The 17,958-nt window shown below is 46.5% G+C and carries 15 protein-coding genes and 1 pseudogene; 1 reads left to right on the forward strand and 15 read right to left on the reverse strand.

All coding sequences use genetic code 11. From position 1 onward, the window contains the following. Positions 1-40: 40 nt before the first annotated feature. The 5 genes from ICV38_RS07420 to ICV38_RS07440 all read right to left on the reverse strand — a co-directional run bounded on the left by ICV38_RS07420 (position 41) and on the right by ICV38_RS07440 (position 6,255). The gene (locus ICV38_RS07420) at positions 41-1,828 is read right to left on the reverse strand and encodes an acyl-CoA dehydrogenase (RefSeq protein WP_215378823.1); all 1,788 of its coding nucleotides are present in this window, start codon (positions 1,826-1,828) and stop codon (positions 41-43) included. A 39-nt stretch (positions 1,829-1,867) separates the two neighbouring features. After that, on the reverse strand, positions 1,868-2,803 hold the full coding sequence (locus ICV38_RS07425; protein WP_215378825.1) for an electron transfer flavoprotein subunit alpha/FixB family protein: 936 nt from the start codon (positions 2,801-2,803) through the stop codon (positions 1,868-1,870). Then, a complete protein-coding gene (locus tag ICV38_RS07430) occupies positions 2,804-3,553 on the reverse strand; it encodes an electron transfer flavoprotein subunit beta/FixA family protein (protein WP_215378827.1) in 750 nt (249 codons plus the stop codon). 86 nt (positions 3,554-3,639) lie between these two features. After that, complete coding sequence (locus ICV38_RS07435) at positions 3,640-5,292, reverse strand: acyl-CoA synthetase (RefSeq protein WP_215378829.1); 1,653 nt, start codon at positions 5,290-5,292, stop codon at positions 3,640-3,642. A gap of 42 nt (positions 5,293-5,334) precedes the next feature. Then, entirely contained in the window at positions 5,335-6,255 is a 921-nt protein-coding gene (locus tag ICV38_RS07440; RefSeq protein WP_215378831.1) for a histone deacetylase family protein, read from the reverse strand. Positions 6,256-6,338: 83 nt separating this feature from the next. On the opposite strand from ICV38_RS07440, the gene ICV38_RS07445 reads away from it, so the two are divergent. After that, positions 6,339-7,619: a lytic transglycosylase domain-containing protein gene (locus tag ICV38_RS07445; protein ID WP_215378833.1), complete on the forward strand. Its 1,281-nt coding sequence runs from the start codon at positions 6,339-6,341 to the stop codon at positions 7,617-7,619. Here ICV38_RS07445 and cysM read toward each other — a convergent pair. The 10 genes and pseudogenes from cysM to aroA form a co-directional block, all read right to left on the reverse strand. Further along, positions 7,616-8,527, reverse strand: a complete 912-nt coding sequence (gene cysM, locus ICV38_RS07450) for a cysteine synthase CysM (RefSeq protein WP_215378835.1) — start codon at positions 8,525-8,527, stop codon at positions 7,616-7,618. The genes ICV38_RS07445 and cysM overlap by 4 nt on opposite strands. A 41-nt stretch (positions 8,528-8,568) precedes the next feature. After that, positions 8,569-8,958, reverse strand: a complete 390-nt coding sequence (locus ICV38_RS07455) for a helix-hairpin-helix domain-containing protein (protein ID WP_251368131.1) — start codon at positions 8,956-8,958, stop codon at positions 8,569-8,571. A gap of 122 nt (positions 8,959-9,080) precedes the next feature. Continuing rightward, complete coding sequence (gene rfaD / locus ICV38_RS07460) at positions 9,081-10,100, reverse strand: ADP-glyceromanno-heptose 6-epimerase (RefSeq protein WP_215378839.1); 1,020 nt, start codon at positions 10,098-10,100, stop codon at positions 9,081-9,083. Then, the gene (gene rfaE1 / locus ICV38_RS07465) at positions 10,097-11,026 is read right to left on the reverse strand and encodes a D-glycero-beta-D-manno-heptose-7-phosphate kinase (protein WP_215378841.1); all 930 of its coding nucleotides are present in this window, start codon (positions 11,024-11,026) and stop codon (positions 10,097-10,099) included. The genes rfaD and rfaE1 overlap by 4 nt, the downstream gene beginning before the upstream one ends. 36 nt (positions 11,027-11,062) lie before the next feature. Beyond that, positions 11,063-12,427 carry a UDP-glucose/GDP-mannose dehydrogenase family protein gene (locus tag ICV38_RS07470; RefSeq protein WP_215378843.1) on the reverse strand — a complete coding sequence of 455 codons (1,365 nt, stop codon included), beginning with the start codon at positions 12,425-12,427 and terminating at the stop codon, positions 11,063-11,065. Between the two features lie 43 nt (positions 12,428-12,470). Next, entirely contained in the window at positions 12,471-13,682 is a 1,212-nt protein-coding gene (gene lapB, locus ICV38_RS07475) for a lipopolysaccharide assembly protein LapB (protein WP_215382837.1), read from the reverse strand. A 66-nt stretch (positions 13,683-13,748) separates the two neighbouring features. Then, positions 13,749-14,087: pseudogene (locus ICV38_RS07480) on the reverse strand (integration host factor subunit beta); the annotation flags it as partial. Positions 14,088-14,139: 52 nt separating this feature from the next. Then, positions 14,140-15,813, reverse strand: a complete 1,674-nt coding sequence (gene rpsA, locus ICV38_RS07485; protein WP_215378846.1) for a 30S ribosomal protein S1 — start codon at positions 15,811-15,813, stop codon at positions 14,140-14,142. 145 nt (positions 15,814-15,958) lie between these two features. Further along, the gene (cmk, locus tag ICV38_RS07490; RefSeq protein ID WP_215378848.1) at positions 15,959-16,621 is read right to left on the reverse strand and encodes a (d)CMP kinase; all 663 of its coding nucleotides are present in this window, start codon (positions 16,619-16,621) and stop codon (positions 15,959-15,961) included. Between the two features lie 12 nt (positions 16,622-16,633). Then, positions 16,634-17,956 carry a 3-phosphoshikimate 1-carboxyvinyltransferase gene (gene aroA, locus ICV38_RS07495; protein WP_215382839.1) on the reverse strand — a complete coding sequence of 441 codons (1,323 nt, stop codon included), beginning with the start codon at positions 17,954-17,956 and terminating at the stop codon, positions 16,634-16,636. Positions 17,957-17,958: the final 2 nt, after the last annotated feature.

Genomic DNA, 17,958 nt, shown 5'->3' on the forward strand with positions numbered 1-17,958 from the left:
CTGGCTTTGAATTTCTAAAACCTCATTAAAGATTAGTGCTTTAGAACTGCTCCACCTCTAATGCGTTGGTAGAGTAACCACCCTCAATAATTGAAGTAGCTAAAGCCCCAGATTGTGGCAATAAGTTTTCCGCAAAGAAACGAGCCGTTGCAATCTTAGTATTGTAGAAAGCAGAATCAGTATCGCGTAAACGTTCGGCAGCTAATAAGCTACGCGCCATTTGCCAGCCCCCTAATACCAAGCCGGACAAACGGAGATAGGCAAAACTACCTGCGTAGACAGCTTTCGTCTCTGTTTTTGCGTTCGCCAAGATGTAAGCAACTGCCTCATCAAATGCCGCGCGCCCAGCAGTTAACTGCTTTAGCACCGCTTTAGCATCAGCACTGCCACTGGCAGCAAGTTCTTTTTCTGTTTCAGCAATTCTTTGTGACAGTACTTTTGCAGTAGCACCGCCATCGCGGACAGTTTTTCTACCAACTAGATCATTTGCCTGAATTGCAGTTGTACCTTCATAGATCGTCAAAATGCGTGCATCACGATAGTGTTGAGCCGCACCAGTCTCTTCAATAAAGCCCATACCACCGTGAACTTGCACACCTAAGCTAGCAACTTCAATTGACATCTCGGTGGAGAAACCCTTAACGATCGGTACTAAAAATTCATAAACAGATTGATTTGCTTTACGAACCGACTCATCCGGTGAAGCATGTTGCGCATCATAGGCAGCAGCAGCGTAGTATGCCAAGGCACGGGATGCCTCTACGTAAGAGCGCATTGTCATTAACATCCGCTTCACATCTGGCTGATGAATGATGGCTACAGGACCAGCAGAACCAGCAAGATCACGACTTTGCACACGATCTTTGGCGTACTGCACTGCCTTTTGATAAGCGCGCTCTGCCACAGCAATACCCTGCATACCGACAGCAAATCGTGCGGCATTCATCATGACAAACATATATTCCAGGCCACGATTTTCTTCGCCAACCAAATAACCTATCGCACCACCGTGATCGCCAAACTGCAATACAGCAGTTGGGCTAGCCTTAATGCCTAGCTTATGTTCAATCGATACACAATGAACATCATTACGCTCACCTAATGAGCCATCAGCATTGACTAAGAACTTCGGCACTACGAATAAAGAGATTCCTTTAACTCCTTCTGGCGCATCTGGTGTCCTAGCCAAAACTAAATGCACAATATTCTTGGCCATATCGTGTTCACCATAGGTGATATAGATCTTGGTGCCAAATATTTTGTAAGTGCCATCACCTTGAGGCACAGCCTTAGAGCGCACCATAGATAAATCAGAACCCGCTTGTGGCTCAGTGAGACACATGGAGCCAGTCCACTCACCAGAAATCATGCTCGGCACAAATTGCTCTTGAAGCTCTGGGCTCGCTGCAGTCAAGAGCGCCTCAATTGCACCATCAGTCAGCATTGGGCACAAAGCAAAAGACAGGCTTGCAGAGTGAACCATTTCAAAGCAAGCTGTTGCAATCAGTTTTGGTAGACCTTGTCCACCAAACTCTGCAGGGTGAATCACGCCCTGCCAGCCTGCAGAAGCAAATTGTTCAAATGCTTCTTTAAAGCCAGGGGTAGTTGTCACTACACCATCTTTTAATGAGCTCGGCTTTTGATCGCCAGTCCAATTGAGTGGCGCCACAACATCTTGATTAAACTTTGCCGACTCCTCTAAGATTGCTGGGGCCAAATCAACATCTGCACCAGCATCCGCATAAGATGGATAGGCCACCACATCAGATAGCCCCGCTAGCTCGTTCATCACAAATAACATGTCTTTAACGGGGGCTACGTATGGCATTACAACTCCTATGAATTCAAATCGATGGACTGTTGAAAGTTACGAGAGTGCTTTCGTTAGTTCTGGTACGGCAGTAAAGAGGTCTGCAACCAAACCATAATCTGCCACACCAAAAATAGGTGCTTCTGGGTCTTTATTGATTGCTACGATGACCTTGGAGTCCTTCATACCTGCCAAGTGCTGAATCGCACCAGAGATACCAACAGCAACGTAAAGCTGTGGAGCTACGATCTTGCCAGTTTGACCTACTTGATAGTCATTCGGAACATAACCAGCATCGACTGCAGCACGTGAAGCACCTAAGGCAGCGCCCAACTTATCGGCCAAAGGTACAACCAATTCTTGGTACTTTTCACCTGAACCTAAACCACGGCCACCAGAGACGATGATCTTGGCTGCAGTGAGTTCTGGACGATCTGACTTAGTGAGTTCACGACCGACGAAAGAAGATTTTCCAGCGCTGTCAGCCGCAGCTGCTTTCTCAACCGCAGCAGAACCGCCAGTACCCGCAACAGGATCAAAGCCCGTTGTACGAACGGTGATGATCTTTATAGGATCGCTAGACTGAACAGTAGCGATTGCATTACCTGCATAGATTGGACGCTCAAAAGTATCAGCGCTTACCACTTTGGTAATGTCAGATAGCTGAGCAACATCCAATTTAGCGGCAACGCGCGGCAAGACATTCTTACCAGATGCTGTTGCAGGAGCAAGAATATGACTATAGCCACTAGCCAGAGAAAGAATCTGCGCTGCTAAAGGCTCCGCTAGTTGATCAGCAAGATTTGCTGCATCAATTTGAATGACTTTGCGTACACCAGTAATTTGTGATGCGGAGGCAGCGGCTGCATCAGCACCGCTACCGGCCACTAATACATCCACCTCTGGAGAACATTGCAGGGCTGCAGCAACTGCATTCAAGGTTGCCGCTTTTAAGGATTGATTGTCGTGTTCAGCAATAACAAGAGCAGCCATTTAGATCACCTTCGCTTCATTTTTGAGTTTTTCAACAAGAGCGGCTACATCAGCAACCATCACACCTGCGCTACGCTTCGGCGGCTCTTCTACTTTGAGAGTTTTTAGACGCGGGGCAATATCGATACCCAAGTCCTCAGGCTTGACGATATCAATCGTCTTTTTCTTCGCCTTCATGATATTCGGCAAGGTCACATACCGCGGCTCATTGAGACGTAAGTCAGTCGTAATGACTACTGGTAATGTTAAAGCGATTGTTTCCAGTCCGCCATCAACTTCACGAGTCACTGTTGCCTTACCATCAGCGATTAACACCTTAGATGCGAAGGTGGCCTGTGGAATATCCAAGAGACTTGCCAACATCTGACCAGTTTGATTGCTGTCGTCATCAATTGCCTGTTTACCAAGAATGATGATTTGCGCTTGCTCTTTCTCAGAGAGGGCTTTGAGAATCTTCGCAACAGCTAAAGGTTGCAAATCAGTATCAGTCTCTACCAAGACTGCGCGGTCTGCACCAATCGCCAAGGCAGTACGCAAGGTTTCTTGACACTGAGTAACGCCTGCAGTGACAACAACAACTTCAGTAGCGACACCAGCTTCTTTAAGGCGAACCGCCTCTTCAACGGCGATCTCATCAAAAGGATTCATACTCATTTTGACGTTAGCAATATCGACGCCAGAGTTATCTGACTTCACTCGAACTTTGACGTTGTAATCAACAACGCGCTTAACCGCAACTAAGATCTTCATCTGACTTTCACAATCCTCAAACTCTACAAATACGATTTTTATTGAAAAACTTGGGTAATCTTTATTTTACCGCCCCAAGTGTTTACCTAGACATCAATAGCGGATGCTGATCCTGCCTGCTTGCGCAGCTCAAACTTCTGAATTTTTCCCGTAGAAGTCTTTGGCAGCTCGCAAAACACAATCGCTCTAGGCACTTTGAAACCTGCGAGATGCTGCTTACAGTGGGCAATAATGTCTGCCGGCGTTACGTCCATACCAGGCTTAATCTCTAGGAATGCGCATGGGGTCTCGCCCCACTTTGGATCAGGCTTAGCCACTACTGCAGCAGCAATCACGGCTGGATGACGATAGAGAACATCCTCCACTTCCACTGAGGAGATATTTTCACCGCCAGAGATAATGATGTCCTTACTGCGATCTTTCATCTTCACATAACCGTCTGGGTTCATGACCGCTAAATCCCCAGAATGGAACCAGCCACCCTCAAAAGCTTCCTTGGTAGCCTTCTCGTTCTTAAGGTAACCCTTCATGGCAATATTGCCCTTGAACATAATCTCGCCCATGGTTTCTCCATCTGCGGGAACAGGCTTCATAGTTTCAGGATCCAGCACTGCAATGGCTTGCTGCATGTGATAGCGCACACCTTGACGCGCATTCAAACGAGCGCGCTCGCCGATATCCACATCATTCCATTCATCCTGTTTTACACAGACAGCAGCAGGGCCATAGACTTCAGTTAAACCATAAACATGGGTTAAATCAAAGCCCAGTTTCTCCATGCCCTCAATAATCGAAGCAGGAGGCGCAGCTCCTGCGATTAAGCCTTTGACACCTGCTGGTACGCCAGCCTTAAGTTCATCAGGAGCATTCACTAAAAGGTTATGCACAATTGGCGCTGCACAATAGTGAGTCACACCATGCTCTTTAATAGCGGCAAAAATATGCTGCGCATCAACCCGACGCAAGCAAACGTTCACGCCAGCACGTGCTGCTATGGTCCACGGGAAACACCAACCATTGCAATGGAACATCGGCAAAGTCCAAAGATATACAGGATGTTTGTTGATATCCCAATCTAGTACGTTAGAGACAGCATTAATTGCGGCGCCACGATGGTGGTACACCACGCCCTTAGGATTACCAGTAGTACCAGAGGTGTAGTTCAAACAAATTGCTTGCCACTCATCTGCTGGGACTTGCCATGCAAAGTTGGGATCGCCTTCGGCTAGTAATTGCTCATAAGTGAGTTTTCCTAACTTCTCACCAAGTACGTCATATTCTTTTTCTTCAACATCGATGACTAAAAAATCACGGCCTGAATCTTTCTTCGCGATCTCAAGCGCTTTCTTCATGACACCCGAGAACTCGGGATCCACAATCACGACTTTTGCCTCACCATGATTGAGCATGAAGGCAATTGACTCTGGATCCAAACGAGTATTTAAAGCATTCAAGACTGCACCAGCCATCGGAATGCCAAAATGAGCCTCCACCATTGGGGGCGTATTGGGCAGCATCACAGCAACCGTATCGCCAAGGCCAATCCCGTGCTTTTGTAAAGCGCTTGCCAAGCGGCGGCAGCGCTCATAGGTCTGCGCCCAAGTTTGACGAAGCTTGCCATGAACTACCGCGATCTTCTTTGGGTAGATTTCTGCAGAGCGCTCTAAAAATAGAAGAGGAGTAATCGGAGTGAAGTTTGCAGGATTACGCTCTAGGCCTTGTTCATAAATATTTACCATCTTTTACTTTCAATAACAGTTTTACTTTAATCTTTTGATGCTTTAAATGTCAGCTAAAGCTTTAACGTGAGCAACCACACTGCGACCCAATGCAGATAAGTTATAGCCACCTTCTAGGCAGCTTACGATCCGATTGTTTGCATACTGATGTGCAATCTCTTTCAAGCGCTTAGTAATCCAGACATAGTCATCCTCAACTAGGCCCATTTGGCCAAGATCATCTTCGCGATGCGCGTCAAAGCCAGCAGAAATAATAATGAGCTGTGGTTCAAAGTTTCGTAGCGCTGGTAACCACTGTTCCTCGACAATCGATCGCACGACATCGCCACGCGTCGCCGCAGGCAGAGGCACATTGACCATGTTATTGGCGTGATCCAAGCCGCTGTAGGGATAAAACGGATGCTGAAAAAAACTGCACATCAGCACACTAGGGTCATTGAAAAATGCTGCCTCAGTACCGTTACCATGATGCACATCAAAATCAATAATAGCTACGCGCTTTATGCCGTAGGTTTCCATGGCATAACGTGCAGCAATCGCAACGTTATCAAATAAACAAAATCCCATTGAGCGAGTTGGCTCTGCGTGATGTCCCGGAGGTCTTACAGCACAAAAGACATTTTCTACTTCACCCTTCATGACAGCATCAACACCTGCAATAGCAGCACCAGCGGCACGCAAAGATGCCTGCCAGGTGTGGGGGTTCATAATCGTATCGCCATCAAGCATGGCATATCCACTTTGAGGGGCTTGCTCTTTGACAAATGCAATGTGATCGGGGCTATGAACTAGCTCTAGCTGGTCTTCACTCGCCAAAGGAGCATCTAAGTGATGCAAAAAACGATCAACCCCACTGCGAATCATTTGATCGTTAATCGCTTGGATCCGTTCAGGACACTCTGGATGATGACTTCCCATCTCATGTTTTAGAAAATCTGGGTGGGTTATGTATCCTGTTGTCATCAGCTGTAATCCTTAATAGCAAAACTATATTTTTTATAATCTAATGAATTGTGCTTAATACTCAAAAATCCTGGTCCTTGCGCATGAAATTTCATATCTCATGCCTACTTCTCACGCTTGTTCTTAGCGCCTGCTCAAACGCCCCTATTCAACAGGGCGATACCCAACAATCCATCGTAAACCAAGCTGATGATGCGGCCACTGAGGCACGTTATAGTCAAAGCCTGCGTGCTTTATTGATCCAAGTCTCACAAACCTATGAAATCCCTCTTCAGAGCCTAGAAAACGACTTCCTAGATGCTAAAACGATTCCGCCGATACGCAAATTGGTATTACCCCCAGCGGGCGCTTTTAAGAAAAATTGGCTTGCATATCGCAAGCGCTTCATTGAGCCCGTGCGTCTGAAGGCTGGAAAGGCATTTTGGGAAGAAAATCAAGCCTTTTTGAACCAAATAGAGCAAGAATCCGGTGTGCCTGCGCAGATTATTGTGGCCATTATTGGCATTGAGACAATATACGGTCGCCAGACCGGCAACTTCCGTGTGAAAGATGTTTTATCTACTTTAGCCTTTAGTTATCCAGATACTCCCAATAAGAGTGCCCGGGAACAACTATTCAAAGATCAACTTCAAGAACTCATTCTGATGTGTTGGACTGAAGCTGGTGGCAAGCTACCCGCAAAGCATAGCGCTCAAGGTCTTAACCCTGCTCGCTTCAATGCCTGTCTCAATCAAAATAGCTCATATGCGGGTGCTATTGGTTTGCCACAATTTATGCCAAGTAGTATTCGTAGTTTTGCAGTCGATGGAGATGGTGATGGTCGTATCGACCTCAAACAAAACCCTAAGGATGCAATTGCTAGCGTAGCGAACTTTATGAAAAGACATGGCTGGCAAACTGGCATGCCTATTTCTTTTCCAGTACAAGAAAATGCCATTACAGCAGCAAAGCAATTGGCTGACGGTGAACCGCAACTGAAATACACCGTTGCAGACCTCATCGAGAAAGGCATTCTCTTACCTGCGCAAGGAGACCTGCAGAATGGAGGAGTTGATCCTCAAAGTAAGGCGCTCATTGTAGATCTACCCTACCCCGATAAAGACGGTATCGATCAAGCACAGTACTTTGTCGGCTTAAATAACTTTCTAACAATTGTGCAATACAACCGTAGTTACTTCTATGCGCAAAGTGTTGCAGAGTTTGCAGAAGCACTTGGCTACAAAAATCAAAGCGTTGTACCTTTTGATACCACTAAAAAGTCTGCAAGCACTAAGGGTGGCTCAGAGAAGTCAAAAGTAAAAGGTGCTAAAAAATCTAGCGCTAAGAAAAAACCGAAATCAAATTCATTGCAGAGTGCGGGTTAGGCTGGGAACACGCCTGTAGATAAGTAGCGATCACCACGGTCGCATACTATGAAGACGATGGTGGCATTTTCTACCTGACGAGCAATACGCAAAGCCACTACTAGCGCACCTCCCGCTGAAATACCGCAGAAGATTCCCTCTTCAACCGCCAAACGTCTGGCCATATCTTCAGCATCTGCTTGCGTTACGTACTCGATACGATCAACGCGATCGCCTTGATAAATCTTCGGCAAATACTCTGGCGCCCACTTTCGAATACCAGGAATTTGAGAACCCTCTTCGGGTTGCGCACCAATAATCTGAATCGCAGGATTCATCGACTTGAGATAAGTGGATACACCTGTGATTGTGCCAGTGGTACCCATTGCAGAGACAAAATGGGTAATCTGCCCATCGGTATCGCGCCAAATCTCCGGTCCAGTTGTTTCAATATGGGCTCTGGGATTATCTGGGTTAGCAAATTGATCTAATAATCTGCCACGACCTTCACGCTGCAGTTGCAAAGCATAATCGCGGGCAAACTCCATACCACCTGTTGCAGCAGTCAGAATCAACTCTGCGCCATAAGCAGCCATACTCTGACGCCGTTCGATGCTTTGGTTCTCTGGCATGACCAAGATCATCTTGTAGCCCAACATGGCAGCAGTCATCGCTAAAGCAATTCCAGTATTGCCGCTGGTTGCCTCAATCAAGGTATCACCAGGTTTAATTTCGCCGCGCTCTTGTGCACGCATGATCATCGACAGCGCGGGTCGATCTTTGACCGACCCAGCTGGATTATTGCCCTCTAACTTACCCAAGATCACATTATTGCGATTCTCGTTATCTAAACCGGGAATACGCTGTAGGCGTACTAATGGCGTATTGCCTACAGTTTGTGAAATTGTTAGGTAAGAAGGTTTGCTCATGTAATCATTTTAGCCATAAGCAATCCTATGCCCTAAAGGGTTTAATTTCGGCGATGTGGCGTCGTACGCTCTGGCTGATTACGATTACCACCCTGATTACGCGAATTACGTCTAGAAGAGGCTCCACCTTCCTTCTTGGTGCGACCATTAGGCTCCCGAAAGGAGCTTGGTGCCTCTATTGTCAATCCGTTATCCACCATTTTTTCAACCGATCTCATGCCAATACCACGCACGCGTTTCTGCAAATCATTGGCATCTTGAAAATGACCACCATCGGTACGTTCGGTGATGATGGTTTTTGCTTTTGATGGGCCGATTCCCTTAATACTCTCCAATTCGGTCTGGGTGGCTGTATTGACATTGATCGGTGAAGCATTCGCAAGCCCAAACGAAGCAATTGTGAGCATCGCTGAAGCTAATGCAGATCTCATAAAAGCGACACTTCTATTATTGAAATTTCTTGTCATATATTCTCCGTAGTAAATAAAAATCCACGAGCACAAGGTGCGCGTGAATCGTTTACAACGAAGAATGAGGTTTTGAGTTGACCGCCTTACAGCGGGTTTGCCAAGAAACCAGAATTGGCTTCCAACCACTCGATATAACGCCCTACACCTTGCTCAACATTTAAGAAGGGTTCTTGATAGCCTGCTGCGCGCAGCTTTGTTAAATCCGCCTGCGTGAAGCACTGATATTTTCCCTTGAGTGCATCAGGAAATGGAATGTACTCAATCGCTTTTTCTTTTACTAATTCTTGCAAAGTAGCTGGCTGAGCTTTATCTAGCTTACGCATCGCATTTGCTACAGCGTGAGCAACATCGTTAAAGGGCTGTGCGCGTCCACTACCTAAATTAAAAATGCCACTGATTTCTGGATGATCCAAGAAGAACAGGTTGACCTTGACTACATCTTCCACTGAAACAAAGTCACGACTTTGCTCACCAGCACCATAGCCGCCATATTCGCCAAAAAGTTTTACATGGCCATTAGCCTTGTATTGATGGTATTGATGAAAGGCAACTGAAGCCATGCGACCTTTATGAGACTCGCGCGGACCATAGACATTGAAGTAACGAAAGCCGACAACTTGCGCAGTATTCGCATTTTCAGCAAAGCGCTTACGCATCACTTGATCAAACAAAAATTTAGAGTAGCCGTAGATATTGAGAGGCTTCTCATGCTCACGACTCTCCACAAAAACATCTGAGCCACCATAAGTTGCAGCAGAAGATGCATATAGGAGCTGTACTTTCTGAGCTGTACAGATATCTAACAAGTCCATGGTATAGCGATAATTGTTCGCCATCATAAAGATGCCATCGGTCTCCATGGTGTCGGAGCATGCACCCTCATGGAATACGGCTTTCACTTTACCAAAGCGACCACTTCGAAATGCTTCTAGAAATTCGTCTTTATCAAGATAGTCAATAATGTCTAGATCAGCAAGATTGCGATATTTATCTGCAGGACGTAGATCATCTACTGCAATGATGTTTTTCTCACCACGCGCATTGAGTGCCTGAACAATATTCGCGCCAATAAACCCCGCGGCGCCGGTTACGATAATGGTCACTGTAATTCCTCTGAAGTAACGGTAGCTGTACCTAGCTTACCAACCACAATACCACCAGCACGATTTGCCAAAGCCATCGCCTTTTCTAGAGGCCATTTCGCAGCTAAGGCAACCGCCAAGGTTGCAATCACGGTATCGCCTGCGCCAGATACATCGAATACTTCTCTCGCTTGCGCTTTCACGTGACTAACACCTGACTCGGTATACAAACTCATACCCTCTTCAGAACGTGTAAGCAATAATGCCTCTAAATTCAGTGACTTTCTGAGGTCTTGCGCTCTCTTTGTGAGATCCTCTTCGCTGGTCCACTGGCCCACAACCTGTCGAAGCTCACTACGATTTGGCGTTAAGACAGTAGCACCTCGATATTTTTCATAATCTTCCCCCTTAGGGTCGACCAAGATCATTTTGTTTTGTGCTCTAGCCTGCTCGATCATATGAGCTACTTGTCCCAGCGCACCTTTACCATAATCAGACAGAATCACTACGTCAGCAGAGCCGACCAACTTCTCAAAACGCTCTAGCTTATGCGCCAAGGCTTTTTCACTTGGGGTCTCTTCAAAATCCAGACGAATGAGTTGCTGCTGTCGTGCAATGACCCGCAGCTTCACAATCGTGGGCACGTCTACATCAATTTCTAATTGGCTATCAACACCACCAGACTTCAGTAAATCAATAACACGCTGTCCTGGCTCGTCTTTTCCAACAATACCAAGAATGGTTGTTTGCGCACCCAATGCAGCCACGTTACGCGCAACGTTTGCCGCACCGCCTAAGCGCTCATCAATTTTTCCCACCTGCACCACTGGAACTGGTGCCTCGGGAGAAATACGATGCGTATCACCGAACCAATAGCGATCAAGCATCACATCGCCCACCACCAATAGGCGGGCTTTTGAGAATTGTTCGCGGTTCGCTTTTTCCATGTGAATATTTTTTACTTTTAAATATTGCAGCGTTACTTAATTATGTCGTCCAATGCCGTAGTATTCAATACCCAACTCTTGCATAGAAGCAGGCTCGTACAGATTGCGACCATCAAAGATGATGGGTCGCTTGAGTTTTTGCATGACTAGATCAAAATCTGGCGTGTGAAATGCTTTCCACTCAGTCACAATCACCAAGGCATCAGCACCTTCCAACGCTGTCATGGGGTCAGCAGTCATCGAAACCTTTTTTAGACCCTCTGGGTTGCTCTTAAAGTCGAGCGCAAGTGCATGTTGAGCTTCGGGCATAGCGACCGGATCATAAGCAACTACTTCTGCCCCACGCTTTACTAATTCTTGAATAATCACGCGACTAGGTGCTTCACGCATATCATCGGTATTCGGTTTAAAGGCTAGGCCCCATAAAGCAAATTTCATGCCCTTAAGATCATGATCAAAGCGTTTATCAATCTTATGAACTAAGGTGTATTTCTGTAACTCATTCACCGCCTCTACAGCATCAAGAATCTTTAGCTCTCTGCCATGCTCCTTGGCAGTTTTAGACAGAGCGGACACATCCTTAGGGAAGCAGGAGCCACCATAACCCGTGCCTGGATACAAGAAACCAAAACCAATACGAGAATCTGAACCGATGCCTTGGCGGACATGCTCAATATCGGCACCTACTAGATCGGCTAAATTAGCCAACTCATTCATAAACGAAATACGGGTAGCTAACATCGCATTCGCGGCGTACTTCGTTAACTCTGCGCTCTTCACGTCCATATAATACGTACGCTCATGATTGCGGTTAAATGGGGCATATAACTTACGCATTTGTTCTTTAGCACGCAAGCCAGCGGGAGTATTTTCTGTACCAATCACGATACGGTCTGGGCGCATGAAGTCTTCTACAGCAGCCCCCTCTTTTAAGAACTCTGGATTAGACACTACCGAGCAGAGGTCCAACGGTAACTTTCTTTTTTCAAGTTCTTCAATGATGGCTGCCTGAACCTTATCGGCCGTTCCTACAGGAACTGTAGATTTATCAACAATCACCTTTGGCGTTGTTGCATGACGCCCAATATTACGAGCCGCCGCAACTACATATTGCAAGTCTGCTGAGCCATCCTCATCAGGGGGAGTTCCTACCGCAATAAATTGAATATCCCCATGAGCTACAGAAGCAGCGATATCGGAAGAAAACTGCAAGCGACCGGCGGCACGATTGCGCTCAATCATTTCTTTAAGGCCTGGCTCATAGATTGGCACACCACCAGAGTTCAGAATCTCGATCTTCTTGAGATCCAAATCTAAGCAAAAAACATTATTGCCTTGTTCAGCAAGACAAGCGCCGGTAACTAAGCCTACGTAACCACTGCCGATAATCGTAACTTTCAAGTGAACCCCTAATAATCTCTATGTATCTATTATTCAAATGGTATTACATGGAAGGGCCGCTAGGGGCGACACCTTCAGAACGTCTTGGGGAGTATGCCTCCCAATTATTACAACCAGGACACTGCCAATAAAAACGGCGCGCACGGAAACCACAATTACCACAGGTATAACGAGCCAAGCTCGTAGTACGCTGGCGCAAGAGATGCAGAATGGATTGCAACTCAGAAAGCCTCTCAGGATTAGCGTTACCTTCTTCTAACGCCAAACGAGTCTCTGCTAGCTTTGAAAGTGCGCTCAAACTTGGTGAGTGTTGCATCACTTCAGAAAGCATGACATTAGCAGCTTGTGGTCCACGAATTTTCATGACCTGCTTGTGAACAATATCTAGCAACTCACCAGATGCTTGGGTCTTGAGTAACTCACAAAGACGGTCTAGTCCTTCATTCTCTTTGCCTAGCGCTACATGAGCAATCATCCAGCGATCAGCCAATAAATGCATGTAAGCAGGATGGGATGCAGCAACCAAACTCCAGGCTTCAATCGCTTGCGCTGGTCGATCTACTGCCATTAAATAATCGCCTTGCAAAATTAGTGCGCGGGCATGATTAGGTACCGCCTGCAAAGCTCGTGCAATTGAATGCTCCGCATCTACTAGGTCTTTACGACGTAATGCATCTTGACCCAATTCACAATGAAACTGAGCAATCTCAGTATGATGCGATTTACCTTGTAGACCTTCAAGCTCAGTTGCAGCGATGATCGCTTTTTTCCAATCACGCTCAACTTGATACATCTCCAGCAAACTTTCCTTTGCTGGAACAGCATACTTACCATTACCCACACGATTAAGCGATGCTTCGGCGCGATCTAATAAACCAGCACGTAAGAAATCTCGACCCAGCTCATAGGCAGCGTGATCACGATCACGAGGCTTTAAGTCATCGCGATTGGCTAAATGCTGGTGCACTTTAATAGCGCGCTCAGTTTCACCGCGACGACGGAACAAGTTGCCGAGTGAGAAATGAAGTTCAACGGTCTCTGGATCCAGTTGCGCAATCTTCACAAGCGTTTCTATCGCTTGATCAGGTTGCTCGTTTAATAAGAGGCTAAGACCTTTAAAAGTAGAGCGCTGTTGACGCATACGCTCACGCTCATCCATGCGATTCTCAAGACGCAAATCCCAACGTGATGCCACCCAGCCAATGCCAAACATAACCGGCAGAAGCAGCAGCCAAGAAGTCGCCATCTGAATCATGGTGTGCAGAACCCGAATAAAAAAATGGCCCGAACGGACCACTGAGGATGAGCCAGAATACTAGGCACCAGAACCCTCTTTGGGGCCCGCCTGTTTCAGTGGCTTGTAATCTACTCGCTCGCGCAATTCTTTACCGGGCTTAAAGTGCGGAACGCGTTTTTCTGGAATCAAAACCTTCTCGCCAGACTTTGGATTACGACCGGTGCGTGCAGGACGATGATGAAGTACAAAACTTCCCACGCCGCGCAACTCAATACGCTTACCCTCAGCCAAAGCTTGAGTCATTGTGTCCAGCAATGTTTTTACCGCCAACTCCACGTCTCTTGGTAGAAGTTGCGGGAACTGCCTCGCGAGACTCTCCACGAGTTCGGAGCGAGTAATTGCCTGTTGCTCTTGATCTGTCATGATCTATCAATAAAAAACCGCCGCTCTCCCAAAGGAAAGCGGCGATATTGATTTAGCCTTGATTATCCAATTTTGCTTTCAACAAAGCGCCCAAATTGGTTGTGCCAGACTGCGCATCACCCTGGAGCTTGTTCATTGCATCTTGTTGGTCAGAGCTGTCTTTTGCTTTGATTGAAAGATTGATAACGCGTGACTTACGATCAATGTTGATGATCATCGCTGTAACGCTATCGCCTTCTTTCAAAACATTGCGTGCATCTTCAACACGATCTGTTGAGATCTCGGAAGCGCGCAAGTAAGCTTCAACTTCATCAGCCAAGTGAATTGTTGCACCCTTGGCATCAACCGCTTTAACAGTGCCGGTAACTAAAGCACCTTTATCGTTAACGGATGTGTAGTTGTTGAATGGATCGCCAGACAATTGCTTGATACCGAGAGAGATACGCTCTTTCTCAACATCGATTGCCAATACAGTGGCTTCAACTTCATCACCTTTTTTGTATTTCTTAACAGCCTCTTCACCAGGCTCATTCCATGAGAGGTCTGAGAGATGAACCAAACCATCAATGCCGCCAGGCAAGCCGATGAACACACCGAAGTCAGTAATAGACTTGATGGCACCAGATAGCTTGTCACCGTTTTGTTGTGAACGTGCAAACTCTTCCCATGGATTTGCTTTGCACTGCTTGATGCCCAAGCTAATACGACGCTTATCTTCATCAATATCAAGAACCATCACTTCAACTTCGGTGCCCAATGCAGTAGCTTTGCTTGGAGCAACGTTCTTGTTAGTCCAATCCATTTCAGAAACGTGTACCAAACCTTCGATACCAGATTCGATTTCAACGAACGCGCCGTAATCAGTCAAGTTGGTTACTTTGCCGAATAAACGCGTATTTGGTGGGTAACGACGTGCGATACCAACCCATGGATCATCACCAAGTTGTTTCACGCCGAGCGAAACACGGTTCTTCTCTTGATCGAACTTCAAAATCTTAGCGGTAACTTCTTGACCAACAGTCAACATCTCGCTTGGGTGACGCACACGACGCCATGCCAAATCGGTAATGTGCAAGAGGCCATCGATACCACCGAGGTCAACGAATGCGCCGTAATCAGTGATGTTCTTAACGAGACCAGTTACTACTGCACCCTCTTTAAGGTTAGACATCAACTTAGCACGCTCTTCACCTTGGCTAGCTTCTACAACTGCACGACGTGACAACACTACGTTGTTACGCTTACGGTCGAGCTTGATAACCTTAAACTCCATCGTCTTACCTTCGTAAGGGCTGGTGTCTTTAATTGGGCGTGTATCAACGAGTGATCCTGGCAAGAATGCGCGGATACCGTTAACCATCACAGTCAAGCCACCTTTAACCTTACCGGTAACAGTACCGGTAACGATCTCAGCTTGCTCAAGAGCTTTTTCCAAATTCAACCATGATGCCAAGCGCTTCGCTTTGTCACGGGAGAGGATGGTGTCGCCATAGCCATTTTCGAGGGCGTCAATAGCAACAGAAACGAAATCGCCGGGAGCTACTTCAATCTCGCCAGCGTCGTTATGGAATTCTTCAACAGGAATAAACGCTTCAGACTTTAAGCCAGCGTTAACAACGACGAAGTTATGGTCGATGCGAAGAACTTCAGCCGAAATAACTTGGCCGGTCTTCATATTCGATCGGGTTAATGATTCTTCAAATAATTCTGCAAATGATTCAGACATGTATATTCACTTTGTGCCGTCAGAAGGCCCGACGGGTTAGGTTAAAAAAGTCTTAAAGAAACACGCTGATGAAATGAACGCGTTGTGGAGTTTCTCAAGACGCCAAAACTACTACGTACTACCTTGCTGCTTACTTCCAACAAAACTAAACAATTGCAGATTGATACCAATCTAAAACCGTCTTAACTGCCTGATCTATCGAAAGATCTGATGTTTCAAGCACTTTTGCTCCTTCTGCTACTAACAGGGGGGCTGCACCTCTACTGCTATCTCTGGCATCCCGCTCCTGCAAATCTTGCAGTAAGTCGGAAAGTTTAGCAGAAATTCCCTTAGCTATCAATTGCTTATAGCGACGTTCAGCTCTGGCGGCAGCCGTTGCTGTGAGAAAAACCTTCAAAACAGCGTCTGGGAATATGACACTAGCCATATCTCTACCGTCAGCCACTAGCCCTGGGAATTGGCGAAAACTGCGCTGTAGCCCCACCAAAGCAGCCCTCACCTCGGGGTGAACCGCTAAAGCAGAAGCTCTTAAGCCGATATTTTCTGTGCGGATAGCATCTGTGACATCCTCACCACTCAGAAAGATCTGACCATTTTTGAATGAAATCAATAACTTAGGTACCAAAAGACCCAATTCTGAGCCATTTTTGACGTCAATACCCTGTTTTTCACTAGCGAGAGCAACGAGGCGATAGAGTGCCCCGCTATCCAAATAATGAAAGCCTAATTTTTCAGCAACCAAAGAGGCAACAGTTCCTTTGCCTGAGGCAGTGGGCCCATCAATTGCGATCACCGGGAAATTACTCATGAAATCGTATTTTTATTCACTTACGACTTTCGCAAATTCAGCGAAGTAGCTTGGAAAAGTTTTGGCAACACAATTGGGATCATTGATCTTGAGCGCATTTGGCCCAAAGGCGGCGAGAGAAAAACACATCGCCATGCGATGGTCATCATAAGTATCAATACCTTCGCTTGGGGAGCGCCAATCGCTTTGAGATACTGGCGCCTGCACAATAATATAGTCCGCACCTTCTTCAACAATAGCGCCAACCTTTTTCAACTCTTTTGTCATAGCCGCGATACGATCAGTTTCTTTAACGCGCCAGCTAGCAATACTGTTTAAGCGCGTTGGTCCCTCTGCAAATAAAGCTGCAACAGCAAGGGTCATTGCTGCATCCGGAATCTCTGTGCAGTCGATCGTAATGCCGTTCAATTTTCCGTTTACATTTTTAACGCCTGCAACCTCAACCCAATCTTCACCAGCAGAAATATTTGCGCCCATTAATGCCAGTGCATCAGCAAACGCTACATCCCCTTGAATACTGTCATTACCTACGCCCAGAACTCTTACCGGGCCACCGCCAATGGCGCCTAGCGCCAAGAAGTAAGAGGCTGATGAAGCATCACCTTCCACGGATAGTTGCCCTGGGCTCTTGTACACAGACTCCGAGATTTTTGCAGGAATGATGAACGATTGCGCATCAGGACAAGCGACTTCAACCCCAAAGCGCGCCATCAGTTTTAAGGTGATATCAATGTATGGACGAGAAATGAGTTCACCAATGACTTCAATGCGCACTGGCTGATTTGCAACTAATGGTAAGGCTATCAATAATGCCGTTAAGAATTGACTTGATACATCGCCGCGAACCTTAACGACATCTTTAATTTGAATATCAGATGCCAAAATTTTGATTGGCGGATAGCCCTCTTGTAATTCATATTCAATCTTGGCGCCTACTTGACGCAAGCCATCGACCAAATCACGAATAGGTCTTTCATGCATGCGGGCAACACCAGATAAACGATAGTTGCCACCCTGCATTGCCAGTGCTGCTGTCAAAGGACGAATTGCAGTACCTGCATTTCCCATAAAGAGGTCAGCATCACGCACCGGAAATTTTCCACCGCAACCCTCAATTATGCAAACTTTGTCAGCTTTATCAGTGATAGACAAGCCTAGCTGTCGCAGGGCATTTCTCATAACTTGCGTGTCATCTGCATCCAATAAGTTTTTGAGAGTGGTGGTTCCTGAGGAAAGTGCCGCGAGCAGTAGTGCACGGTTTGAAATACTCTTTGAGCCTGGCAACACAATCGAGCCCTGCGCTCGCTTGAATGGACCAATACTGATATTTGGCAAAC

The organism is Polynucleobacter sp. MG-6-Vaara-E2 (assembly GCF_018687695.1).
Classification (GTDB): Bacteria; Pseudomonadota; Gammaproteobacteria; order Burkholderiales; family Burkholderiaceae; genus Polynucleobacter.